Annotated in this window: 15 protein-coding genes and 2 rRNA genes; 12 read left to right on the top strand and 5 right to left on the bottom strand. The window is 59.8% G+C overall.

Annotated elements, in window-relative coordinates; all coding sequences use genetic code 11:
- From NZ705_08375 to NZ705_08395, 5 genes are all read left to right on the top strand, one after another.
- Window positions 1–3,075: ribosomal RNA gene (locus NZ705_08375) — 23S ribosomal RNA — on the top strand; the annotation flags it as partial.
- 61 nt (window positions 3,076–3,136) lie between these two features.
- Window positions 3,137–3,253 (top strand): 5S ribosomal RNA (rrf, locus tag NZ705_08380).
- 134 nt (window positions 3,254–3,387) lie between these two features.
- A complete protein-coding gene (locus NZ705_08385; GenBank protein MCS7292968.1) occupies window positions 3,388–4,599 on the top strand; it encodes a pentapeptide repeat-containing protein in 1,212 nt (403 codons plus the stop codon).
- Window positions 4,600–4,652: 53 nt separating this feature from the next.
- Window positions 4,653–4,775, top strand: coding sequence for a photosystem II reaction center X protein (locus NZ705_08390; GenBank protein MCS7292969.1), 123 nt, complete (start codon window positions 4,653–4,655; stop codon window positions 4,773–4,775).
- A 47-nt stretch (window positions 4,776–4,822) separates the two neighbouring features.
- Window positions 4,823–5,437, top strand: a complete 615-nt coding sequence (locus NZ705_08395) for a Ycf66 family protein (GenBank protein MCS7292970.1) — start codon at window positions 4,823–4,825, stop codon at window positions 5,435–5,437.
- A gap of 4 nt (window positions 5,438–5,441) precedes the next feature.
- Here NZ705_08395 and NZ705_08400 read toward each other — a convergent pair whose 3' ends face one another.
- Window positions 5,442–6,584, bottom strand: a complete 1,143-nt coding sequence (locus NZ705_08400) for a pentapeptide repeat-containing protein (GenBank protein ID MCS7292971.1) — start codon at window positions 6,582–6,584, stop codon at window positions 5,442–5,444.
- A 228-nt stretch (window positions 6,585–6,812) separates the two neighbouring features.
- Here NZ705_08400 and NZ705_08405 point away from each other — a divergent pair, with 228 nt between their 5' ends.
- Both NZ705_08405 and NZ705_08410 read left to right on the top strand, forming a co-directional pair.
- Complete coding sequence (locus tag NZ705_08405; protein ID MCS7292972.1) at window positions 6,813–11,192, top strand: translocation/assembly module TamB domain-containing protein; 4,380 nt, start codon at window positions 6,813–6,815, stop codon at window positions 11,190–11,192.
- A gap of 35 nt (window positions 11,193–11,227) precedes the next feature.
- Window positions 11,228–12,208, top strand: coding sequence for an ABC transporter ATP-binding protein (locus NZ705_08410; GenBank protein MCS7292973.1), 981 nt, complete (start codon window positions 11,228–11,230; stop codon window positions 12,206–12,208).
- Here NZ705_08410 and NZ705_08415 read toward each other — a convergent pair.
- Together NZ705_08415 and surE are read right to left on the bottom strand one after the other, a co-directional pair.
- On the bottom strand, window positions 12,205–12,729 hold the full coding sequence (locus NZ705_08415) for a GNAT family N-acetyltransferase (GenBank protein ID MCS7292974.1): 525 nt from the start codon (window positions 12,727–12,729) through the stop codon (window positions 12,205–12,207). The genes NZ705_08410 and NZ705_08415 overlap by 4 nt on opposite strands.
- Window positions 12,730–12,740: 11 nt before the next feature.
- On the bottom strand, window positions 12,741–13,559 hold the full coding sequence (gene surE / locus NZ705_08420; GenBank protein ID MCS7292975.1) for a 5'/3'-nucleotidase SurE: 819 nt from the start codon (window positions 13,557–13,559) through the stop codon (window positions 12,741–12,743).
- A gap of 11 nt (window positions 13,560–13,570) precedes the next feature.
- Between surE and NZ705_08425 the strand changes: the two genes are divergently transcribed.
- On the top strand, window positions 13,571–14,257 hold the full coding sequence (locus tag NZ705_08425) for a hypothetical protein (GenBank protein MCS7292976.1): 687 nt from the start codon (window positions 13,571–13,573) through the stop codon (window positions 14,255–14,257).
- 104 nt (window positions 14,258–14,361) lie between these two features.
- Here NZ705_08425 and NZ705_08430 read toward each other — a convergent pair whose 3' ends face one another.
- Both NZ705_08430 and NZ705_08435 read right to left on the bottom strand, forming a co-directional pair.
- Window positions 14,362–14,865: a hypothetical protein gene (locus NZ705_08430; protein ID MCS7292977.1), complete on the bottom strand. Its 504-nt coding sequence runs from the start codon at window positions 14,863–14,865 to the stop codon at window positions 14,362–14,364.
- A gap of 41 nt (window positions 14,866–14,906) precedes the next feature.
- Window positions 14,907–17,621 carry a valine--tRNA ligase gene (locus NZ705_08435; GenBank protein MCS7292978.1) on the bottom strand — a complete coding sequence of 905 codons (2,715 nt, stop codon included), beginning with the start codon at window positions 17,619–17,621 and terminating at the stop codon, window positions 14,907–14,909.
- 109 nt (window positions 17,622–17,730) lie between these two features.
- Between NZ705_08435 and NZ705_08440 the strand changes: the two genes are divergently transcribed.
- The 4 genes from NZ705_08440 to NZ705_08455 all read left to right on the top strand — a co-directional run bounded on the left by NZ705_08440 (window position 17,731) and on the right by NZ705_08455 (window position 23,605).
- Window positions 17,731–18,459, top strand: coding sequence for a pentapeptide repeat-containing protein (locus NZ705_08440; protein MCS7292979.1), 729 nt, complete (start codon window positions 17,731–17,733; stop codon window positions 18,457–18,459).
- Between the two features lie 33 nt (window positions 18,460–18,492).
- A complete protein-coding gene (locus NZ705_08445) occupies window positions 18,493–18,885 on the top strand; it encodes a hypothetical protein (GenBank protein MCS7292980.1) in 393 nt (130 codons plus the stop codon).
- A 62-nt stretch (window positions 18,886–18,947) separates the two neighbouring features.
- The gene (locus NZ705_08450; GenBank protein ID MCS7292981.1) at window positions 18,948–22,961 is read left to right on the top strand and encodes an ATP-binding protein; all 4,014 of its coding nucleotides are present in this window, start codon (window positions 18,948–18,950) and stop codon (window positions 22,959–22,961) included.
- On the top strand, window positions 22,958–23,605 hold the full coding sequence (locus NZ705_08455) for a pentapeptide repeat-containing protein (GenBank protein ID MCS7292982.1): 648 nt from the start codon (window positions 22,958–22,960) through the stop codon (window positions 23,603–23,605). The genes NZ705_08450 and NZ705_08455 overlap by 4 nt, the downstream gene beginning before the upstream one ends.
- The last annotated feature ends 13 nt before the right edge of the window (window positions 23,606–23,618 follow it).

Raw genomic sequence — 23,618 nt, forward strand, 5'->3', positions numbered from 1 at the left:
ATGAAACCGTCAGCCCACAAGCAAGGGGAGGCGGCCTTGGACGCTGACCCTGTGCCTGTTGAAGAATGAGCCGGCGAGTTGTAAGTCCCTGGCGGGTTAAGCCGGAAATGGCGAAGCCATAGGGAAACCGAGTCTGAACAGGGCGTTGGTCAGGGCTTACAGACCCGAACCCGGGTGATCTAACCATGAGCAGGATGAAGCTTGGGTGACACCAAGTGGAGGTCCGAACCGACCGATGTTGAAAAATCGGCGGATGACTTGTGGTTAGGGGTGAAATGCCAATCGAACCCGGAGCTAGCTGGTTCTCCCCGAAATGCGTTGAGGCGCAGCGGCTACCGTACCGGTTGGGGGTAGAGCACTGTTTCGGTGCGGGCGGCGAGAGCTGTACCAAATCGAGGCAAACTCCGAATACCAGCCGTTGAGGTAGCTAGTGAGACGGTGGGGGATAAGCTTCATCGTCGAGAGGGAAACAGCCCAGACCACCAGCTAAGGTCCCCAAATCATGGCTAAGTGGCAAAGGAGGTGGGGGTGCTCAGACAACCAGGAGGTTGGCCTAGAAGCAGCCATCCTTAAAAGAGTGCGTAATAGCTCACTGGTCAAGCGCTCCTGCGCCGAAAATGAACGGGACTAAGCCATGTACCGAAGCTGTGGACAGGCGACTGTGGTAGGGGAGCGTTCTGAGCGGGGTGAAGCATCAGCGTAAGCAGGTGTGGACTGCTCAGAAGTGAGAATGCCGGCTTGAGTAGCGAAAACATTGGTGAGAATCCAATGCCCCGGAAACCCAAGGGTTCCGCCGGCAGGTTCGTCCGCGGCGGGTGAGTCAGGGCCTAAGGCGAGGCCGAAAGGCGTAGTCGATGGACAACGGGTTAATATTCCCGTACCGTGTGCGGATTGGGATGGGGGACGAAGGAGGCTAGGCCAGCGGGATGCTGGTTACCCGTGCAAGTGTCCGACGCGAAGAGGGGCGGCGAAAACGCCCTGAGCCGAGGCGCGAGTCCGAGCCGCTACGGCGGCGAAGTGGCTGACGTCAGACTTCCGAGAAAAGCCCAACCCCGTTAAGCACACGCCTGTACCCGAAACCGACACAGGTGGGTTGGTAGAGGATACCAAGGGGCGCGAGCTAACTCTCTCTAAGGAACTCGGCAAAATGGCCCCGTAAGTTCGCAAGAAGGGGTGCCTGCGCAAGCAGGTCGCAGTGAAGAGGCCCAGGCGACTGTTTACCAAAAACACAGGTCTCCGCTAAGTCGTAAGACGACGTATGGGGGCTGACGCCTGCCCAGTGCCGGAAGGTTAAGGAAGCCGGTTAGCGCAAGCGACGCTGGCGACCGAAGCCCCGGTGAACGGCGGCCGTAACTATAACGGTCCTAAGGTAGCGAAATTCCTTGTCGGGTAAGTTCCGACCCGCACGAAAGGCGTAACGATCTGGGCGCTGTCTCGGAGAGAGGCTCGGCGAAATAGACGTGTCTGTGAAGATGCGGACTACCTGTACCTGGACAGAAAGACCCTATGAAGCTTTACTGTAGCCTGGAATTGGGTTTTGGCTTGCTCTGCGTAGGATAGGTGGGAGGCGAAGAAGTGTCCCTTGCGGGGGGCATGGAGCCGACGGTGAAATACCACTCTGAGCAGGCTGAGATTCTAACCTTGACCCGTGAGCCGGGCAGGGGACAGTTTCAGGTGGGCAGTTTGACTGGGGCGGTCGCCTCCTAAAAGGTAACGGAGGCGCGCAAAGGTTCCCTCAGGCTGGTCGGAAATCAGCCGGAGAGTGCAAAGGCAGAAGGGAGCTTGACTGCGAGACCTACAAGTCGAGCAGGGACGAAAGTCGGCCTTAGTGATCCGACGGTGCTGCGTGGAAAGGCCGTCGCTCAACGGATAAAAGTTACTCTAGGGATAACAGGCTGATCTCCCCCAAGAGTCCACATCGACGGGGAGGTTTGGCACCTCGATGTCGGCTCATCGCAACCTGGGGCTGTAGTCGGTCCCAAGGGTTGGGCTGTTCGCCCATTAAAGCGGTACGTGAGCTGGGTTCAGAACGTAGACTCACTGCGTCACTCCACAGTGATGTGGAGCAGCAAACCGACTAAAATCGGTAGAACCTTGTCGAGGTCACCGAACGCCTGGACAAGGCTATACCGAGGGTAAGTAGGATGCCCGTACCATGGCTAGTCCAGAGGTGTGGAGTTACATTGCGGGGTTTTTGGATGGGGATGGGTGTATCAATGTCCAACTGGTGCGCCGTAAGGATTACCGGTTGGGCTACCAGATACGACCCAGTATCACCTTCTTCCAAAAACGGAAGCATCGGGCGTTCCTGGAATGGCTGCAATCGGTGTTAGGGGTGGGCCAGATTCGGGAACGCAAGGATGGGATGAGCGAGTATAGCGTGGTGGAAATTCGCGCAGTGGAGCAGGTGTTGCAGAAACTGCGCCCCTATATTCGCCTTAAGCAACCGCAGTGTGACTTGGTGCTGGAAATCGTGGCGGAGTTGAAGCACTCGGCCCGATTGTCGCCTCAAGACTTTCTGCACTTGGCGCGCAAGGTAGACCGCTTTGAGGAGCTGAATGACTCGAAGCGGCGCTCGATTAAGTCCAGCCAGGTGGAGGAGTTTATGAGAGTACGGCACATCCTAATCCCGTAGAGACTGAGACCTAGGCTTGGTCAACCCCCAAGCGTAAGTCGAGAAGCCCTGCTGGTCAGGGTGTTCAAACGTCGGCTCCTGTGCTCGTTAGTTGGGTGAGAGCCAGGATGAAGATATAGTCCATGCCCGTAGTGATACGGGGGTTCATGCGTGAGACAGTTCGGTCCATATCCGGTACAGGCGTTGGAGCATTGAGGGGAGTCCTCCTTAGTACGAGAGGACCGGGAGGAACGCACCGCTGGTGTACCTGTTATCGTGCCAACGGTAAACGCAGGGTAGCCATGTGCGGAGTGGATAACCGCTGAAAGCATCTAAGTGGGAAGCCCACCCCAAGATGAGTGCTCCTAGGTCACAGGTAGATGACCTGTCAATAGGCATCAGGTGTAAGCGCAGTAATGCGTTCAGCCGAGATGTCCTAACAGACCGCATCACTTGTCCGTTGGTGGGTGACTATCTATCCCTATGCAGTTTTCAGGGTTTGGGTGTTCAGACAGACTCTTTCCTGGTGTCTATGGCGCGGTGGAACCACGCCGATCCATCCCGAACTCGGAGGTGAAACGCCGCAGCGGCGACGATAGTAGGTGGGCAACTGCCTGCGAAAATAGCACGATGCCAGGAAAAGCTTCCCCAAGACCCTCTGGACCCTAGGTTCAGGGGGTTTTGTTTTGGCCGGATGCTTAGGGCAACCTGGGCCTCCTGTCAAGCACTGTTCCAGGCATGATAATGGACATGAGCGCTGAGCAGCTGCGGCAATGCTGACCCCCTTAGAGTTGCAGGAGGCCTACAACGCCGGTAAACGCTCGTTCCCCCAGGTGCAACTGGCGGGGCAACTGTTGGAGGGGATGATCCTTAACGAAGCCTTTCTGGCGCGGGCGAATCTTCAGGGAGCCTACCTATGTTACAGCCAATTGCTTGGGGTGAATCTGGTGCAGGCCAATCTCCGCCATGCGGAACTGGTGCGGGTCAATCTCAAGCAGGCCAATCTGAGTGAAGCGGATTTGCGGGGGGCGAACCTGGTAGAGGCGAACCTGACGCGAGCAAGCTTGTTTCAAGCCCAGTTGGACGGCGCTAACCTAACTGAGGCGAATTTAACTGACAGTAACCTGCGTCAGGCGAGCTTAAACGGTGCAACGCTGCCTGGCAGTAACCTGCGCAAAGCGGACCTGCAAGGAGCATACCTAGCGCGGGTGCAGTTGGCCGGTGCTGATCTGGGAGAAGCCAACCTGGCGGGTGCTGTCCTGTCTCGCGGCGAACTAAACGGGGTGATCTTGACCCAAGCGAATTTGCGGAGCGCTGACTTGACCGGCAGCAACCTCACCCGAGCTGACCTGTACCGGGCCGACTTGACGGGCGCCAACCTAATCCGAGCTGACCTGACCGGAGCGGAATTGGGACGTGTGTGCCTGCGGCAAGCCTGTTTGAGTGCAGCGGTGTTGAACCGGGCTACGCTCCAGGGAGCCGATTTACAGGGGGGTGACGGCTGGACCGACTTGAGTTCGGCGGTGTTGACCGATTGCAATCTATCGGATGCCGACCTGCGGCGGGTGAATTTGACTCGGGCGAATCTAAGCGGCGCCATTCTGACGGGAGCCGACCTGCGGGGTGCCCAACTGTGGGGAGCCAATCTAACCAACGCCGACTTGACGGGCGCCAACCTAGCCGGCACGGACCTGCGTATGACCCTGCTCACGGATGCCAAGCTCCACCGCGCCGACTTGTCCGCGTGCAATCTCCAGGGGGTGGACCTTAGCCGGCGGGAACTGACGCGGGTGAACCTGCACCGAGCCGACCTGCGGGGCGCTAACCTCAGCCGTGCGGTTCTCCACCAGGCGGACTTGATGGAAGCCCTGCTCGAGGGGGCCGATTTTAGTGAAGCTGACCTGCGGGAGGCCCGCTTGACCGCAACGCTGGATGGGGCCAACTTCAAAGGGGCGCGTTTGCCCAATTTGCGGTCGGCGCCGTAGGTTTTCCCAATTACGTTAAGATAACTAGAGCAACCGTTGATGCGTTCAGGTCTATGACGCCAAGTTTGCTTAATTTCTTCTACAGTCTGCTGGCCGGTCTGGTGGTGGTGGTGATTCCCGTGACGGCGGCGCTGCTGTTTGTCAGTCAGAAGGATAAAATCCGGCGGTCGTCCTGAGTCGTCGCCGCTAGAATAGGGTCAAGGTTGGTAACAAGGAGTCGCCTGTGGGTACTGGTTTTCCCGCCCCTGTCTTTTTGGGCATCGTTTTAATCGTGGGTGGCGTATTTTTGTTTTTCCTAGGGCGGCTACGGCCAGCGCTGCGTCGGGATTCGGACATTGTCTATGCCTTGATTGCTCTCATCAGCGGCCTGATCCTCATCATTGATTTCAACCTTTTGAACTTTGGGTTGATTTTCCAGCAGGTGTTGCTGATTGGCGCCTTGATTGCGTTGACCTGGGAAAATTTGGTTCTGCGCGCGAAGAGTCCCCTAGCCCGCTCGCGGGAGATACCGCCACGCCAACCCCGCGAACCCCACCGGGAACCGGCAACCTACCGACGGGAGGCTTATACCGAACCTGTCCGCTCCCGGCAACGACGCCGCGACGTGGTGATTGACTCGGTGGATGAATGGGAAGCGGAATTGCCCCAGTCTCCCCGAGCTTCGATTCAGGAAGAGACTGCGTCTCGCTACCGCCCCAGTGAATCGAGCGCCGAAGAGACAGCGATGGTGACACGGTCACGGCGTCCCCGGCCCCAGTATCCGCCTCGTCGTGCCCGTCCGGACGCCTCTGACCGCGAGTGGGATAATACGGGGAACTTTGATGACGACGACCTCTAGAGATTCAACCGCCTAAGTACCGCCTGTCCATCATCACCCGTCCATCCGGCATCTGGGTACCCACGAGCTTAGCCCCTGTAAGATTCGCCCGGTTGAGGTTGGCGTGGCGAAGGTTGGCTTCAGTCAAATCTGCATGCCACAGGTTAGCGCGGCTCAAATCCGCCCCCACTAAACTCGCCCGTTTCAGGTTTACGCGGCTGAGATTGGCATCGGTAAAGTTAGCCCCGTCAAAGGTGGCCCAGCTCAAATCCGCCCGGTTGAAGGTGCAACCTACAAACGAGCCCACCTTGGCATTAGCCCGCGTGAGGATCGCTCCAGTTAAGTTGGCCTCGTCAAACCGGGCCTGTTCCAAAACCGCCCGGCTCAAGTCGGCATTCGTGAGGTTGGCTCGCACCAGAATAGCCCGTTTTAAGTTGGTGCTGATCGGAACTGACGCACCCACCAAGTTGTTCACTGCCTGACCCCCTAACCGCATACAGCCAAAGTGGGCACCGGTCAAATCCGCTTCCGTCAGGTCGGCCTCGATGAGATTGGCGCCGGAGAAGTTGGCGTTTTGGAGAATAGCCCCCCGCATCTTGATGCGCCGCAGCACCGCCCGGCTCAAATCCGCATCTCGGAGAACAATTTCATCAAGGACGGCATCAATCAGCGACACCTGGATCAACTTGACACCCGTAAAGTCCCGCACTCCCTTTTGGTAGCGCCGCAACAGTTCTTCAGCGTAGGTCTCCAGGGGAATATCCACCTCATCGCTGGTCAGGTGCAACGGGCTAGCGGGGATATACACGCCTTCCTTGATTTCGGCGTGGGGGCCAGGGAGAACAGGGGTTGACCGTTCCGCCGGAAGGGGGGTGGTGTCCAAACCAAACACCTCCATCCAGTCGGGGAACGCCTCCCCCACCCGCAGCGCATAGACCTTCACCGTGCGAATGGTGGGCACCTCCAGCCGCAACAATCCTTGGCGAATCACCTGCAAGCAATGCCGCTGGTCAGGTGTGTCTCGGCTCGTGAGAACGACCTCGAGGCAGCCCTGCCGAAGTTTCGCTTGGGCAGTAATCCCCCGCGATGCCAGGGCTTGGGTCATGAGAACGGCAATGGCCTCTGGGTCTCCCTGGCGCGCCAGTTGTAAGAGATTCGGGACACTCATGGAGTCAATGCTCCGGTGAAACGCCGGCTAGTCGGTGTAGCCCACAGGAATGTTTCACAAAAATGCAACCGCAAAAACCCCTAAAGCCGCCCCCCTTGCTGACATTTTACACAAATTCGACCGCGAGAGAAGCCAGGAACCTCCCTCTAGTCCTAGGCGTCTTGGGCAATGTCCAGATAAATCCGCTATGGTTAACTCTAGTACCCACAGCCCCCGAAGGCTCGGCCCATGCTGATCGGATTACTTCCCTTTGCCAAAACAGTGGCCCAGCGTGTGAAGCGGAAACACCAGCGTTGGTGGCTCGGGGGCGTGGTTGTTCTGGGAACGGCCGGTGGCTTGGGGTGGGGGGCCAATTACTTGGTTCGTGAACAGCTTGCTCCTTTGATTGCCCAGAAATTGACCCGGACTTTGAACCGGCCGGTGCGATTGGGGCAGCTGGAACGCTTCGGTTGGACAGGCGTGCGCTTCGGGGCTTCGGAAATTCCGGCGACGCCCACGGACCCCAACTATCTCAGATTGCAAGCGATTGATGTGCGGTTTCAACCCTGGCAGTGGGTGCAACGACGCCGCTTGGATATACAGGTTCATCTGCGCCAACCAGAAGTGGTGTTACATCAGTCCGCAGACCGTCGCTGGCTGCGCCTGAGTGTCAATGTAGCGACGCAACCCCAGGCCGCTGATGTGCAAATTACGCAGGTAAGTTGGGAAGGCGGACGGGTTACCTTGGTGCCGTGGGCCAGCCGACGGGCGCAAACCTATGAACAGTTCCAGGCCCGTATCCGCTCTGATGCCAATCAATGGGCATTTCAAGGCCAGGCCATAACGCCAGGAGCCGGGCAGGTGCGATTCGCTGGGCACTGGCAGACCCACAACCAGACGTTAACCGCCCAAATCCAGACCCGCGATATACCGGCAACACCGGTGCAGGAGCTAGTCGCCGGGTATGTATCGCTACCAGCGCGGGTGTCCCAGGGACGCATCAGCAGCGACCTGGCAGTTCAGTGGCAACCTGGTCAACGTCCCCACGTCACCGGGCCAGTGCAGTTGCAGGGATGGGTGGTGCATTCGTCCCAATGGCCGACTGTCGCGCCGCAGTTAAATGCCCGCTTGCACCTCACCCCTGAAGCAGTGCGCGTGACCCAAGGACAACTCCAGTGGGCGGGTGTGGCGGCGGCTGTGACCGGGACGGTGCATTTTCAACAGGGCTATGACCTAACGGCCCAGGTACCGCCTGTGGCTTTAGAACGAATGGGTGCGCTGGTGGGCTGGTCAACGCCGGTGCGGGGACAGGTGATCTCTCGTTGGGTCGTGCGGGGCGCCCTTGCCCAACCCTACATCCGGGGACAGTTGACGACGGTTGGGGGACTCCGATTAGCCCAAACTCAGGTGGAGCAGGCGACAGCGGATATGGTCGTCACTCCAGCCGGGCTAGATATTCCCCGGTTTCGGGTGCAACTTCCCGGCGCGCAATTCCAAGGCAGCGGGCGCATGGACCGGCAACAACGCCTAGCGTTCCAGTTCCAAGGACAAGCACAGGCGGAGCAACTCTGGACCGGGAAACCCTTGCCCGTGCGTATCGGTACGGTGACGCTCCAGGGCCGCCTTCAGGGAACGGTGCAACAACCCCAAGTGAACCTGGATTTTCGCGCTGCGCAAGCAACAGTACCACTGCGGGGCCGCATCCAGTGGCAAAAGGAACAACTGCAGTTGCAGGCAGCCGGAGAAGGGTTACACGCCCAGGGGACGCTCGACACCCGCACCGGTCGCGCTGACTTGCACGTGCAGGTCCAACAGTACGACCTGAAGCAGTTACCGTTGGCTTTGCCGCCGGAATTAGCGTTGCGGGGGGAAGTGGATTTTCAGGGGCGGTTGACGGGAACGCTGACGCAACCCCAGGTGCAGGGAGATGTGGTGCTGGCGGGGTTGCGGCTGAACCACTGGCAGTTCGAGCCGTACTTGCGGGGGCAGTTGATTCGGACGCCCACAGGCGAACTGCGGTTTGCTGTCCAGGGCGTTGCCGACCGGATTGCTGTGACTTGGCCGCCGGGCATGATTCCCCAGTCGTTGACCGTGCAGCGGGGGTCGGCGCTCATCCAGGGGCAGGGTCGCGACGGGCGCTTGGCGCTCAATTTCCGGGGGGTGCCGTTGACCCTGTTCAGCAATGGGTTGCTCCAGGGGTCTTTACAGGGTGCGGCGCTCTGGGACCACCGGCAACAGCGGGCCGTTGGCCAACTCCAGGTGGAGCAGGCCCGTTTGGGCAATCTGGTGGCAACGAAATTAGGGGGGCAGTTCCGGTGGCACCAAGGGGAATTGCAACTGACTGACGGCGAATTGCACCAGTACCGCAGCCGGTATCGCTTCAGCGGCCAGGCGCAATTGCGACCCCACTGGCGATGGCAAGCCCAGGTCGAAGCGGTGGATGCGGTGGTGCAAGACTTGGCGCCTGCGCTGTTGACGGGCAAACCAACGGGGGCTGCCGATTTGACGGTGACGCCGGTGGGTCAACCCGGTGGACCGCTCGATGCTCAACTGGCGCTGTTCGAGCAGGTGCAACAGCAGGTACAGCAGTACATCGCTGAGCAGCAGCAGGCGTTGGGGCTGCCGGATGTCCGCGAATTGCAAGGGCGCTGGCGGGGTCAGGCCACACTCACCGGCAATCACCGGGGGGAACTAACGGCGACGTTTGCCATTCAGGGTCGGGATTGGGTCTGGGGACCGTACCGGGCCGAACGCTTGACGGTGCAAGGGCGTTACGAAGGCACCTTACAAAACGGCAAATGGACGCTGGAGCCGTTGCAACTGGTGCAGGGGGACGGCCAGCTTTTGTTTAGCGGCTCGGTGGGTGGAGCGCAGCAACGGGGGCAGCTTATCGTGACGCGCTTGCCGGTGACCTATTTCACCCGTCTATTGCCAATTCCGGGTGACCCAACGGGGTGGATCAGTGGCAGTGCCACGCTGGCGGGTAGTCTAGCCAACCCCCAAGCCAAAGGAGAAATCACGATCCAAGACGGCACCTGGTACGACACGCCGATTGAAACCGCCCGCACCAGTTTCAGCTATGGTCAGGGGCAATTGCGCTTTGGGTCGGAACTGCAACTCCGAGATACGGTAGCCGTGGAACCCGTGCGCGCCAGTGGCACGTTGCCGTGGGTGTGGCCAGGGAGTACCGTCAAACCCAGCAGCGACCAGATGGCCTTAAACGTACAAGTACGGGACAGCGGGTTACGGCTGGTCAACAGTTTGACGCCCTGGGTGCAGTGGCTCGGCGGTGCTGGAGAAGTGCAGATGGACGTGACCGGGACGTGGCGGGAACCCCGTGTCCGCGGGCGGGCGCAATTCCAGGGGGCGCGGGTGGCAGTGAACGGCCTGGCTGAACCCGTGCAGGCTCTGACCGGGGAAATTCGCTTTTTGGGAGACCGGCTAGCGGTCCAGGACCTGCAAGCGCAAGTAAATGGCGGCACGCTGACCCTCAACGGTGTTTTACCGATTAGTCAACCCTTGAGCGCCGATGACCCTGACCACCGTCGCCCCTTAACCCTCGCGTTACTGCCGGCCCGTATCCAGCAAAAAGATGTGTATGAAGGGCAGGCCAGCGCCACGTTGACCCTCACCGGCACGGCGCAAAAACCGGTAGTGGGCGGGGTGATTGACCTGAGCCAGGGACGGTTGTTTATCTCAGACGCAGTCTTAGGGGGAGCAACCAAAGGCCAATCCCGGATGCCCAGTCACATCCCTGCTGAGTTTCGGAACTTGCAAATCCGGCTCGGGCAAAATCTGCAAGTTGTTCGCCAGCCGAATCTGGATGTCGTGGCGCAAGGCACCCTCACCCTGAATGGTCCCGTGACCCAGCCCCAGCCCCAGGGCACGTTGGCGCTGCCGCGGGGGGAAGTGAATTTGTTTCTCACGCGCTTCCGGCTCGACCGCACCCACCACAATCGCGTGGTGTTTGACCCCCGCTACGGCTTTGACCCCGAACTCGACCTGCGCTTGACCTCGACTGTGACCCAAGGGGCGAACCAGTTAGACAACCTCGCGCTCCAGCGACGGGGACGTTTCCCCAACGAAGTGCCGATTGCGGTGGGGGAACGGGTGCAGGGCTTGGAGACAGTGCGGGTACAGGCCAGCATTAATGGCCGGGTGAGCCGGTTGCCCCAGGGGTTGGAACTGACTAGCAGTCCCCGGCGCACTCAGGAGCAAATCATTGCCCTGCTGGGGGGGTTTTCGGGACGGTCTGGCAACGACGCCGCCCCGTTGTTCTTAACAGCGGTGGCTGGGCAAACCTTGCTCAACCAAATTTCCCGCGCCCATGAAACGGATTTCGGCGGTATCTCTTGGCGCTTTTTCCCGACGGTGCTGCCTGTCCCCCCCGACCGCAGTCACAACCTGCAAGAATCGGCCCTAGCACTGGGGGGCGAAGTGCGGTTAGACATTCACCGGTTTTCTGCGTCCTTTTTGCAGATGTTCACCAGTGTGGGCAATGCGGTGAGCGACCCGAACCTGTTCCAGGCAACCTTGGCCTACCGCATCAACGACCAGTTGCGCATCCGGGGGTCCTTGTCGTCCGACCGGGATCACCGCTTGCTTATCGAGTACAGCAAGCAGTTTTAGCTATAGTGGGAACGGACAGCGTTGCTGGGTGAACCATGGCGCTGATTGATATTCACAACGTCCACAAAAGTTATGGTGCCGTGCAGGCGCTGCGGGGGGTCTCCTTCACGGTGCCGGCGGGAGAAATTTTTGGACTGCTGGGGCCCAACGGAGCTGGCAAAACCACCTTGATTCGCTGCTTGTGTACCCTCAGCCGCCCCGACCAGGGGGAAATTTATGTCGCCGGCCTGTCGGTTGCCGAATATCCCCGACAAGTACGGCAAAAACTCGGTTACGTGGCCCAGGAACTGGCGCTGGACAAAGTGTTGACCGGGCGGGAGCTACTGCAACTGCACGCCGATATCTACCATCTACCCCCATCGGTGGCCCGCCAACGCATTGCTGAAGTCACGGAGCTGCTGGGACTCCAGGACTGGCTGGACCGGCGCACGGGGGGCTATTCCGGCGGGATGAAAAAACGCCTGGACTTGGCGATGGCCCTGCTGCATCAACCGGAGGTCCTGGTGCTGGATGAACCGACAGTAGGCCTAGACATCGAAAGCCGTACGGTGGTCTGGGACTTCTTGCGCACAGTTCGCCGCCAGGGAACGACCGTGTTTCTCACTAGCCATTACCTGGAAGAAGTGGACGCCTTAGCGGACCGGGTGGCGATTCTCGACCAGGGGACGTTGATTGCCTGCGATACCCCAGCTGCGCTCAAAGCCGCGCTTGGCGGGGAACGGGTGACGCTTAGAGTGCGGGAATTCACCCCCAGGGACGAAGCCGAACAGGTGCGCGACGCCTTACAACAACTGGATTTTGTCCAGCGGGTGATCATCAATACCGCCCAGGGGAATTCGTTGAATCTGGTGATTCGCCCCATCCCCGACAGCTTGACCATCCTCCAGGACAAGGTGATGGCGCTGGGGTTGCCGGTTTTCAGTATCATGCAGTCTCAACCCAGCCTGGACGATGTGTACCTGGCGGCGACCGGTCGCACGCTTCAGGATGCGGAACTGGCGGCCCTAGGCGCTTAACTGGGATACCAGAACATCCCCTTGATGCCTTCAGGGTCGGCGTGGAACCCCAGCTCTTCGTAAAAAGACACCACGTGGGGGTCGGCAAACAAAGTGATATTGCTGATTTCTTGCTGGCGCAGCTCCCGGATCATTTGCCGCATCAGAGCCTTGCCCAATCCCTTGCCCTGAAATTCCGGGTGAATCACCACATCCCAAATCGTGGCGTTAAAGGCATGGTCAGATGTAGCGCGGGCAAAGCCAATCAGGCGGCGTTGCGGTTGTTTCTCCAGCCACAGGGACCCCACCAGAAAACTGCACGCCAGGGCTTTGCGGACTTTGCGCAGGGGGCGTTTGGCCCAGCCCACCGCATCGCACAAAGCCTCCAAGGCATACACATCAATCTCGCGGGTGGTGCTGAAATAAATCGGCAGTCGCTCACCCTTGGGGGTCGTCCACTCCGTGATCAACACCTCGTGTTCGGCAACCCCCGCCGGCGCTTCGGTGCCAACCGTACCCGCAAACAAACCTTTCCAAAACACCCGCCCGTTCCTCAATCCTTTAGCCAGTATAAACCGTCGGTCCAGCCCGGCCAGTCGGCTAACGTGGTCAAGCCCGCCGGATGCGTGAGATTGTACTGCAATGGCGTAATGCTAATTTTATTACTTTTGACAGTGGCGACATCCGTGGGCCAGTGGTGCATCGGGGTGTCGGCTGGGGGTTCCGGTTCCTCTTCAATGGCGGTGCCGGCCAACCAGTAGTAGGTGCGTCCCCGGGGGTCGGTGCGCTGGTCAAACTGGTCGCAGTAACGGCGCACACCTTGACGAGTAATGCAAATCCCAGCAATCTCCTGGGCGCTGACAGCGGGGATATTCACGTTGAGCAGGAGCGCCACCGGCAAGGGGTGTTGTTCCAGGTGATGGACCAAGGCGCGGGCGAAACGGCTGGCCACCCCAAATTCGGGTTGCGTGTAGCTGGCGAGACTGAACGCAACGCCAGGGATATTTTCGATCACGCCTTCCATGGCCGCCGACACGGTGCCGGAGTAGAGAATGTCGGTGCCCAGATTTTGCCCTTGATTAATGCCAGCCACCACCAGGTCGGGGGGGTGGTCAAGCAGGCAACCCAGGGCCAATTTCACGCAGTCTGCCGGCGTGCCCGTGCAGGCCCAGGCGGTCACAGTGTCATGGAAAAAACCGGTGACGGGTTCCACGCGAATCGGTTTGTGCATGGTCAGGCCGTGCCCGGTGGCGGAACGTTCGCGGTCCGGGGCGACCACCGTGACCTGATGACCCGCCTGCGCTAGGGTATTGGCTAAGGCCCGTAGGCCTGGGGCAAAAATGCCATCATCGTTGCTGACCAATAGACGCATGGCCGGTGGAAATGGGACTGCGGCTCTACTGTATCAAAATTAGCGTCCTGGCCGTGCTCAGCGGTGGGGTCGCGGCAGCGCAACCAGTGCGTCCAGAAGCGAAATTAGCCCGCGCCATTTTGACCGAAGTAAACCAACTGCGCCGGGACCCCCCTGGTTATGCCGACCGTTTGGGTGTTTGGCGTGCCTATTACCGGGGCAAGCGCTGGCAACCGCCGGGTCAACCCGCCCAACGCACCCGTGAAGGTCTCCCGGGATTACTAGCCGCCCAAGCTTGGCTCCAACAAGTGCAACCGTTGCCCGTCCTGCGCCCGGTGACGGCATTGGCAAAGGCGGCAGTGGCGTTAGTCCCCCAGGACATAACGGCGCTCTCCCTTGCCGCACAGTTGCAGCGCTATGGGCAATGGGAAGGTCTGGCCAGCGCCTGTCGCAGCCAAGGATTCACGGACGCCCGCGTGATTGTCGCCCATTGGCTGATAGACGACGGCCAGCCCCAGCGCCCCAACCGCAGCAATCTGCTCAATCCGTTGTTTCGGGTGGCGGGTGTTGCCTGTGCGCCGCGTCCCCGGATGACCTGTGTGTTGACGCTGGCCGGTGGGTATCACGCCAAACCAGCCATGTCAAAATCACCACCGCCCCGAGCATTGTCCCCAGCACCACGGTCACAGGCACCCACACCGGCGGCGTCGTCAAGGTAACAGAGCGGCCTAGAAGTTTAATCCCGACACTGAGCGCCCCCGCCAGAACCAGCACCTTTGCCAGCCAGGCCAGGTCTTGGCGCAGGGGGTTCTCCATGCGTGCGTCAATCGAAATAAAACAGGGTGACAATCTTGCGCTGTTCTTCCGCCTCCCGGCAGGTCATCATCAGGGTGTGGCTGTCGTGAAATGCAAAACACACCAACTGCTGGCAACGGGAAACAATTTCACTATTGCACAAGGTACTGGCTTCGGCCAGCGAGAGATGGTCATTTTCGGGCTTTTCCACCAGGTGAATCACCTGCTTGAGTTGCTCCTGCGATTCGGGCGGCTGTTTGCTCAAGCTCTGGGGCAGGATGACAGTGAGCAAATTGGGGTCGGCGCGCATGGCCCCGCGAATCACCGCCGCATTCACCCCGGTGGCGCCCGATGTCAGGATACGATTGCCCGCCAGCACCAGCGCGTAGGCCAATAACTCAATCAAGTACTGGTGAGTAATGGGCACATGGCGGGAACCGAGCAGCGCAATCCGTTTAGGACCCGTTTGCTGGATAGCGGCAAGTTCAGCGAGAAATTCGTCTATCTTGGGTGGGTCAAACGTCGCAGGCAAGGCCAAGTTCCCGATGGATGCCGTACTCTACTATACCCTAGCTAGGCAATCTGTTGCAGTCGCGCCTGGAGCAACTCCATCTGCTGCTGGAGTTCCGCCAACTGGGCCTGATGGGTTTGCACCACCTCGGGAGCGGCCTTAGCGATAAAATTTGGGTTTGCCAAGCGAGCCGCCAACCCCGTTGCCTGGGCCTGGATTTTCTGCAAATCTCGCTCAATCTTGGCCCGCAGCAGCCCCACATCCACCAGTCCCGCCAACGGCAACAGCACCTGCACCGTGCCGCTGATGCCCACCAGGGTTTGCCGTTGCGACGTGAACTCGCGACCCCAGGTGAGCGGTTGCACCTTGGCCAAGTCGCAGATGTAGGGTTGACTGGCTTCGATAATCGCCTCTTCGTGGGCCGACTGGGTTTGCAGCAGCACCGGCACCTTCACACCCGGTTTGATCTCAGCAATCGCCCGCAGGTGGCGAATGGTGCGAATAATTTGCATCACCAGGGCGAAATCGGCCTCTAGCTGGGGGTCCATGTACGCGGCGTCCGCTTGGGGATAGGGTTGCCGGGCTAAACTCGCGCCTGCTTCTGGTTGCACCAGGCTGTGCCAGATGGCCTCGGTGATATGGGGCATAAAGGGATGTAACAGTTTGGTGATGTCCGCCAGCAGGTGTGCCAAAATCCCCTGGGCCACTGGGCGGGTGGGATGGTGCTCCGCTTGCAGGCGGGGTTTCACCAGCTCGATGTACCAGTCGCAAAAGTCCCCCCAGATGTACTCATACAGGGTCTTGGCCGCCTCCCCTAGCTGAAATTCCTGCAACTGGCGGTTAACCTGGGCCATCGTGTGGTGATGGCGCGAGAGAATCCACCGGTCTCCCAGTTCGGCATCGGCGGCGTTGAGCGGGAGTTGCGCCGGCGTCTGTCCCTCCAGGTACATCAACACAAACCGCGCCGCGTTCCAGATTTTGTTGGCAAAGTTGCGCGCCGCTTCCACCGTGGGGGATTCGTCCGTCTTGCGGTTGTAGTCCAGGCGAATGTCTTGACCCGCCCCCACCACCTCTTTCACCAGGGCAAAGCGCAGGGCGTCTACTCCATACTTGTCAATCAGCAGCAGGGGGTCAATGCCGTTGCCTGCCGATTTGGACATTTTTTTGTTGTTTTCATCCCGCACCAGCCCGTGGATATAGACCGTCTGGAAGGGAATCTTGCCGGTGAAATAGCGCCCCAGCATGGTCATGCGGGCCACCCAGAAAAAGATAATGTCAAAGCCCGTGACCAGCACCGTTGTGGGGTAATAGCGGCGGTAGTCGGGGGTCTCGTCCGGCCAGCCCAAGGTGGAAAACGGCCACAACCCCGACGAAAACCAGGTGTCCAGCACATCCGGGTCTTGCTCTAGGACCACATCAGGGCCAAATTGCTCCCGCGCCAGGCGATAGGCTTCTGCTTCGGTTTCCGCGACAACAAACGGCGTCTCATCGGTTATCACTCCACCCGTCTGTGCCACTACGTACCAAGCGGGAATCCGGTGGCCCCACCACAACTGCCGCGAGATGCACCAGTCGTTGAGTTTCACCAGCCAGTCCCGGTACACCTTGCCCCAGCGCTCGGGCACAAAGCGGGGAGAATGATGTTGGTCAAACTCCTGGAGCGCCAGCTCGGCCAGCGGCCCCATCTTCACAAACCATTGGGTCGAAAGCAGGGGTTCAATTGGCACTTTACCCCGGTCGCTGTAGGGTACCGCGTGGCGGTAGGGTTCGACTTTCACTAAATAGCCCTGCGCCTCTAACGCCGCCACGACGTTTTTGCGCGCCACAAACCGGTCTTGACCGGCAAACGCCCCCGCGTTTTCATTCAGCGTGCCGTCGGGATTCAGGATGTTGATCATCGGCAACTGGTGGCGGCGGCCCATGGCAAAGTCGTTGGGGTCGTGGGCGGGGGTGACTTTGACGCAGCCTGTGCCAAATTCCGGGTCCACGCTGGCGTCGGCGATGATGGGAATCAACCGGTTCACCAGGGGCAAGCGCACCTGTTGGCCAATCAACGCCCGGTAACGGGGGTCGTCTGGATGTACCGCCACCGCCGTATCCCCCAGCATGGTCTCGGGACGGGTAGTGGCCACTTCGACATCGCCAGTGCCTTCCGCCAGCGGGTAACGGATATGCCACAGATGCCCGTCCACCTCTTGCATTTCCACTTCCAAATCCGAGACCGCCGATTGGGTAGCCGGACACCAGTTCACCAGGTATTTCCCGCGATAAATCAAACCCGCCCGGTACAGTTGCACAAACGCATGCAAGACCGCCCGCGATAGGCCCGCATCCATTGTAAACCGCTCCCGCGTCCAGTCCACCGACAACCCCAGGCGACGGATTTGCTCGACAATCATCCGCCCCGACGTTTCTTTCCATTGCCAGGCCCGTTTCAGGTAGGCGTCCCGTCCCAACTGGTGCCGTGTGGTTCCTTCAGCCTGTAATTCTTTATCCAGCAAGGTACTGACGGCGATGCTGGCGTGGTCTGTCCCTGGTAACCACAGGGTGTTGTACCCCCGCATCCGGTGATAACGCACCAGCACGTCAATCAGGGCATGTTCAAAGGCATGACCCATGTGCAGGCTACCGGTGACATTCGGGGGTGGGATGACAATGCAGTAGGGTTCCCCCGGCGCATCCGGGTCAGCCACAAACACCTGGTGCGTTTCCCAATAGGCTTGCCAGTGGGGTTCCGTCGTATGGGGTTGGTACTGGGGGGGTAAACGCTCGGTCATGGTGGGGCAATGGCAATCGGCTGCGTACTGCTTAGTGTATCGTAAGAACCTTCCCGGCTAACGCCACGTCTTTGGGCTTAAATGGGAAGTGAGTTGGGAACGTGGTGAAATGCAACGCACCATCACAGTTTTAGCCTTGCTTTTAGCAGGGGGAACGGGAGCGGTCCTAGCCCAAACCCGCAAACCCAACCCCGACCACATCCCTAAATTGCGCCAAGGAGAATGCCTGCGCTGTGAATTGGCCAGCACCGACTGGCAGGGGGCGCATCTGGCGGGGGTCAAAGCCACTGGCAGCGTGTTCCAACAGGCCAATTTCACGGGGGCGAACTTAAGCGGGGCGGACCTGCGCCAGTGCAATTTGATCCTGAGCAATTTCAGTCAAGCCAACCTCAGCGGGGCACTGCTCGATGAAGCCTTCCTGGTAACGGCCAAGCTGGTACAGGCCGATTTGACAGGGGCGCGCCTGCGCAAGACCGATTTGCGGGATGCGGATTTGAGCGGGGCCAATTTGCACAAAGCCGATTTGCAAGGGGCGCTGCTGGTCAAAGCCCAGTTGTACCAGGCCAATTTATCCGACAGCGACGCCAAATTTGCCGCCCTATCCCTGGCGAATTTGAACGAAGCGAATCTCAGCGGCGCGGATTTACAGGGGGCGAATTTACGAGATGCGAATTTGACGGGGGCCAATCTGAGTCGCGCCAACCTGGCTGGTGCCAATCTCACCGGGGCCAATCTCAGTGGGGCAAATCTATACGGCGCGCAACTGCAAGGAGCTTTGTTAACGAGCGTGACTTGGCGGGGGACGCTGATGCCCGATGGTTCCGTGCGGGGACGTTAGAATGGATGTATAGAGCATCCCCGGTCCAGCCGCATGGAATCGGTTTTGGTCATTAGCGGCGACCCGCAGTTGGTGCAGACCCTAGGGGAGTATCTCACCGAGCTTCAACAGACATGGGCCTGGTTGACGCCGGATCAAGTTTCTCCCTACAGGCATCCCCCAGCGACAGCCGTCTGTGTTGACGTTAAGGACGCAGACGCCCTGGCGTTGGTTCGCAAAGTGGCGCATCTCTGGCCGCAGGTGTCCCGAGTGATCCTGGGGCCGCGGGATACGTGGTTGGCGCTTGCCATGCTGTACCAGGGCGCGTGTGCTTACCTGCCTCGCACTGGTTTCAACCTAGCGCAGGTACAGGCAGCCCTCCGGCGGGGGTCGCAATGTCATTGCCTGAGCCAGGCCAGCCCGTGCACCTGTACAGCGCGTGGATGAATCGCCGCTGGGTTTGATGCAGGGGCTAGAATGGGCTTACGAAACGTCCCTGACCTGGCGGCATGGCATCGGTTTTGGTTATCAGCGCTGACTCCCAGTTGGCGCAGACGTTGGGGGAGTGTCTCACCCAGTTGCAACAGGCCTGGGAGTGGCTGACGCCGGACCAGGTCTCTGCGGATAGGTATCCCGGTGCTATCGCCGCTTGGGTGGACATAGAAGACGGGCGCAAAGTGAACCTGGTGCAGCAAGTCGCCCAGATATGGCCGCAATTATCCCGCTTGATCCTCGGCCCGCGCGATACGGCCTTGGCAGCAGTGATGTTACACCAGGGCGCCTGCGCGTATGTGCCCCGCGACCGTCTCACGCTGGCTCAGGTGCAGGCGGCGCTCCAGCGGGTGGAACAACCCTACGACGAAGTTACCCAAGAACGCCTGCGGCAGTTGCAACGCCTAGGGCAAACCCGTTATCAGGACGCCGCCACCATGATTCAAGCCCACCTGCAAACCGGTTGTTGGATGCTGGCATTACCGGTGGGCCTGTGGACGGAAGGGGAAATGGTTCAGGCGGTGGCGGGAGATTGCCCGATTCCCGTGGGTGCGATTGTCGCCGGAAGCGAGTATTGGCAACGACAGGGCATCCATCTGGCGATTTCTCTCCCTGTCCAAGTGCCGCAGCGGGGGGTGGGTTATCTTCGCTTTGGGTCCCTGGAGCCAGCGCCACCTTTGTCCATTGAGCAACAGAACTTGGCACAGTTGGTCGCCCAATCCCTGGAGCGGGGGTTGACGCAACTAGCCCTAGAGCACCGCCAGCAACAAACCACTCAGGCCCTAGCTGCCAGTGAAGCCCGCAATCGTCGCCTGGTGCAAAACCTACAGGTAGGCGTGTTGGTGCTTGGCCCCCAGTTGGACGTGCGCCTCATCAACCCAATGGCCATGCGCCTGCTGGGATTGAGTGGCCGCGAGTTGCTGGCGTCGAATCGCCTCAACCTCGATTGGAACGCCATCGGCGAAGACGGGGAGTTTTACACCCTGGATACCCACCCCATTGCCCAGGCGCTGTTGCACAAAAAATCAGTAGATAACGCCGTGATGGGGCTGTACCGGGCCGATTCCCAGGAGCGGGTGTGGTTGATGCTCAGCGTGGCGGTGGAACTGGACGCCCAGGGGCAGGTACAGGAATTGGTCTGCACCTTGAGCGACATCACCGCTAACAAGCAAATGGCCGAAGCCAGCCGCTTGAACCAGGAGCGCTACGTGCTGGCCATGAACGGCGCCAACGACGGGCTGTGGGACTGGGATTTGGAGAACAATACCATTTACGTCTCCCCCCGCTGGCATGAGATTTTGGGACTCCCAGCCGAGGCGGCGGTTTGGGACCCAGAGCAGTGGTTTGAACGCATTCACCCTGAGGACTACGACCGGGTGCGGCAAGCTCTCACCGAGCATCTCCAGGGACGACGGGACCACTTTGAGAGCGAGTACCGGATGCGCCACGAATCCGGGCAATACCGTTGGATGCTCAGTCGAGGGTTGGCGATCCGGGACAGCGACGGGCAGGCCTACCGTATGGCCGGTTCCCAAAGCGACATTACCGAGCGCAAGCGGGCGGAAATGGCCTTGCAACAGCAACTCCAGCGCTCGCTGCTGCTGCGCAAAATTACGGAAGAGATTCGCCGCAGTTTGGATGCCCAGCAGATTTTCCAAGCGACGGTGCAGCAAGTGGGGCCGGTGTTTCAGGCCAGCCGCTGCCTGCTATTGACCTACGAGCGGGAACCCCAACCTCGGTTGCCCCTGGTGGCAGAGTACGTAGCACCCGGTGTCTCTCCCTGTGGGATTGTGGCCATTCCTGTACTCGACAATCCCCATGCCCAAGCGGTTTTAGCCACGGACCGGGCCGTCGCTTCCCCCGATGTTACCCAAGACCCCCTGCTACAGCCGCAGCAAGCCCTGTGTCGACAGCTTGGGATCCGCTCCATGCTGGTGGTGCGCACCTCCTACCAGGGGGAAGCCAACGGCGTGATTGGCCTGCACCAGTGCGACCGGACGCGGGTGTGGACGCCCGAGGAAATCAGTTTGTTAGAGGACGTGGCCAACCAGGTGGGGATTGCTCTTGCGCAAGCGCGGTTGCTGGCCCAGGAGCGAGAACAGCGAGCGCAGTTGGCAGAACAAAATCGCATCCTGGAGGAGACTCGTCGCGCCGCGGAAGCCGCCAGCCGGGCCAAGTCGGAATTTTTAGCCAACATCAGCCACGAAATCCGCACCCCCATGAACGGCATTCTGGGGATGACGGAACTGTTGCTGGAAACGCCCCTAACCCGCGAGCAACGGGACTACCTGACCACCATCCAAACCAGCGCCAAGATTCTCCTCAATCAGATCAACGAGCTGCTGGACTTGGGCAAGTTGGAAGCCGGCAAGATGGAGCTGGTGTGCGAAGATTTCAACCTGCGCCAGTGCCTGGAGTCGGTTTTGGACTTACAGGCGCCCTTAGCCCTGGAAAAGGGATTGCATTTAACGCTGCTGTTGCCACCGGATGTGCCGGTACACCTGCGGGGCGATAGTACCCGGTTGCGGCAAATTCTGGTGAATTTGGTGGGTAATGCCATTAAGTTCACAGAAAGGGGGAGCGTGACGATTCAGGTGGACCCGGTTCGGATTGAGGAGGCTACTGCCACGTTACACTTTAGCGTTACGGACACTGGCATCGGCATTCCGGCAGACAAGCTAGACACGTTGTTTGAACGATTTGTCCAGGTGGATGCGTCTCCTGCGCGACGCCAGGGCGGGAGTGGTTTGGGGTTGACCATCTGCAAGCAACTAGTGGAATTAATGGGCGGGCGAATTGGCGTGGATAGCCTTTTAGGAAAGGGTTCCTGCTTCTGGTTTGACCTGACCTTTCCCCGCCAATCCCAACCGCCGCCATCTCCGACCTACCCCTGGCAAGGGCATCGCCTGCTGGTGGTGGACGCCCACAGTCCCAGTCGCCGCAGCCTGTTCTACCTGGGGGTGGGGCTAGGGCTTCAGGTAACCCTGTGCGAGGACGTGACCCAGGCGTTGGCGGCGCTCCAAACCCAATCCTATCAGGGGGTGCTGGTGGCGCAGGTCGATTGGGCCGCTGAACTGGCCCGTGTCTTGCCGCCCGAGGTGGCCCTGGTGCTATTGACCACCTCCAGCCAAAGCAGTCCTAGGTTGTCTCCCCCCCTGGATCAGCGGCTACACGGCTTTTTACCCAAACCGGTGAGCCAAGAGCGCTTGGTCAACCTCCTGCAGGACCTGTGGCAAACGCCATCTCCCAATGTCCATCGTCCCCCTGTTCCATCTGCATTGCCGCCTTTGCGCATCTTGCTAGCCGAAGATAATGCCGTTAACCAGAAGGTGGCCCTGGGGCAGTTGCGCCAGTTGGGGTACCAAGCCGATGTGGCCGTCAATGGGATTGAGGTGCTGCGCCTGCTGGAGCACCAGACTTACGACTTGATCTTGATGGACTGCCAAATGCCGGACATGGATGGGTACGAAACCTCGCGCCGGATTCGCCAGTTGCCGATTCCTCAGCCCGTGATCATAGCCCTGACTGCCCACGCCATGAAGGACGACCGGGACAAGTGCCTGGCGGTGGGGATGGACGACTATCTCAGTAAACCCATTGACCGGGAACAGCTCGGGGAGACCTTGCGCCGCTGGGGAGAGCGTATCATGACAAGAAGAACACTCAACGAATCTCCCGCCATGACAGCTGACGCCCAGCCCTTGCTCAACACAGACCATCTACAAGCCACCTTCGGCGATGACCCGGAATTCATCCAGGAATTGTTGCGGCTGTACGTGCAGGATGTCCGGGCGCGCTTGGCGGCGCTGCAACAAGCGGTTGAGCCGCTGCAGTGGGAACGCATTCGCCACGAGGCCCATCAACTCAAGGGGGCCAGCGCCAATGTGGGAGCAACGACCATCCAAAACCTGGCCCGCACGTTAGAGGAAGTAGCAACAACCCAGCAAGAACCGGCGCGGGCGCAGGAACTCATCCAGACCTTGGGCCAGCAGCTTGCGCAACTGGAGCGGGAAGTCGGGGTGGCCGTATGACCCTGCGGGAGCTACAGGAGCGCTACCAGCGGGGCGAGCGCAATTTCGACGGAACTGACTGGAGCCGGTGGGACTTGAGCCGGATGGTGCTCGAGGGCGTCAGTCTCAGCCGGGCCAATTTGTTTCGCACGGATTTGTTACTTGCTCAGTTGACCGGCGCCAATTTGAGCTATGCCGTTGCTTGCCGGGTCAACCTCAGCGGCGCCAACTTGACCAAGGCGGTGCTGCGGGCCGCCGATTTGTACATGGCCAATTTGAACGGGGCAAAGCTCGACGGCGCTAACCTGAGCAAAGCCTATTTGCGGGGAGCGGATTTGACGCGGGCGGGATTGAGCGGCGCCGATTTGAGCTATGCCAATCTCATCGAGGCTAATTTGTATGGCGCCAATTTAAGCGGGGCGAATTTGCGGGGTGCGTTTTTAATCGTGGCGAATTTGCGGGGCGCGATTCTGACTGGGGCCAACCTAAGGGAAGCGAATTTGAGCGGGGCCAATCTCACCGGCGTGAACCTCCAGGATGCCGACCTCACGGATGCTATCTTGCCGGTGCAGGACAAAGCCGCCCATCGCCAGCGCGCCCAGCGGACCATGCCCCCCCAAACTGGCAGCGGTTTGGTTGAAGAAATTTTTGGTTCCTCGTCTTAGGGGAATGTTCTTC

The organism is Gloeomargarita sp. SKYB120 (assembly GCA_025062155.1).
Classification (GTDB): domain Bacteria; phylum Cyanobacteriota; class Cyanobacteriia; order Gloeomargaritales; family Gloeomargaritaceae; genus Gloeomargarita.

What these genes read in the sequence shown, in the direction of transcription:
- NZ705_08455 (MCS7292982.1), top strand. Translation starts at nt 22,958, where the DNA reads ATGACCCTGCGGGAGCTACAGGAGCGCTACCAGCGGGGCGAGCGCAAT.
- NZ705_08390 (MCS7292969.1), top strand. Translation starts at nt 4,653, where the DNA reads ATGACGCCAAGTTTGCTTAATTTCTTCTACAGTCTGCTGGCCGGTCTG.
- NZ705_08445 (MCS7292980.1), top strand. Translation starts at nt 18,493, where the DNA reads ATGGAATCGGTTTTGGTCATTAGCGGCGACCCGCAGTTGGTGCAGACC.
- NZ705_08425 (MCS7292976.1), top strand. Translation starts at nt 13,571, where the DNA reads ATGGGACTGCGGCTCTACTGTATCAAAATTAGCGTCCTGGCCGTGCTC.
- NZ705_08410 (MCS7292973.1), top strand. Translation starts at nt 11,228, where the DNA reads ATGGCGCTGATTGATATTCACAACGTCCACAAAAGTTATGGTGCCGTG.
- NZ705_08450 (MCS7292981.1), top strand. Translation starts at nt 18,948, where the DNA reads ATGGCATCGGTTTTGGTTATCAGCGCTGACTCCCAGTTGGCGCAGACG.
- NZ705_08405 (MCS7292972.1), top strand. Translation starts at nt 6,813, where the DNA reads ATGCTGATCGGATTACTTCCCTTTGCCAAAACAGTGGCCCAGCGTGTG.
- NZ705_08385 (MCS7292968.1), top strand. Translation starts at nt 3,388, where the DNA reads ATGCTGACCCCCTTAGAGTTGCAGGAGGCCTACAACGCCGGTAAACGC.
- NZ705_08400 (MCS7292971.1), bottom strand. Translation starts at nt 6,584, where the DNA reads ATGAGTGTCCCGAATCTCTTACAACTGGCGCGCCAGGGAGACCCAGAG.
- surE (MCS7292975.1), bottom strand. Translation starts at nt 13,559, where the DNA reads ATGCGTCTATTGGTCAGCAACGATGATGGCATTTTTGCCCCAGGCCTA.
- NZ705_08435 (MCS7292978.1), bottom strand. Translation starts at nt 17,621, where the DNA reads ATGACCGAGCGTTTACCCCCCCAGTACCAACCCCATACGACGGAACCC.
- NZ705_08440 (MCS7292979.1), top strand. Translation starts at nt 17,731, where the DNA reads ATGCAACGCACCATCACAGTTTTAGCCTTGCTTTTAGCAGGGGGAACG.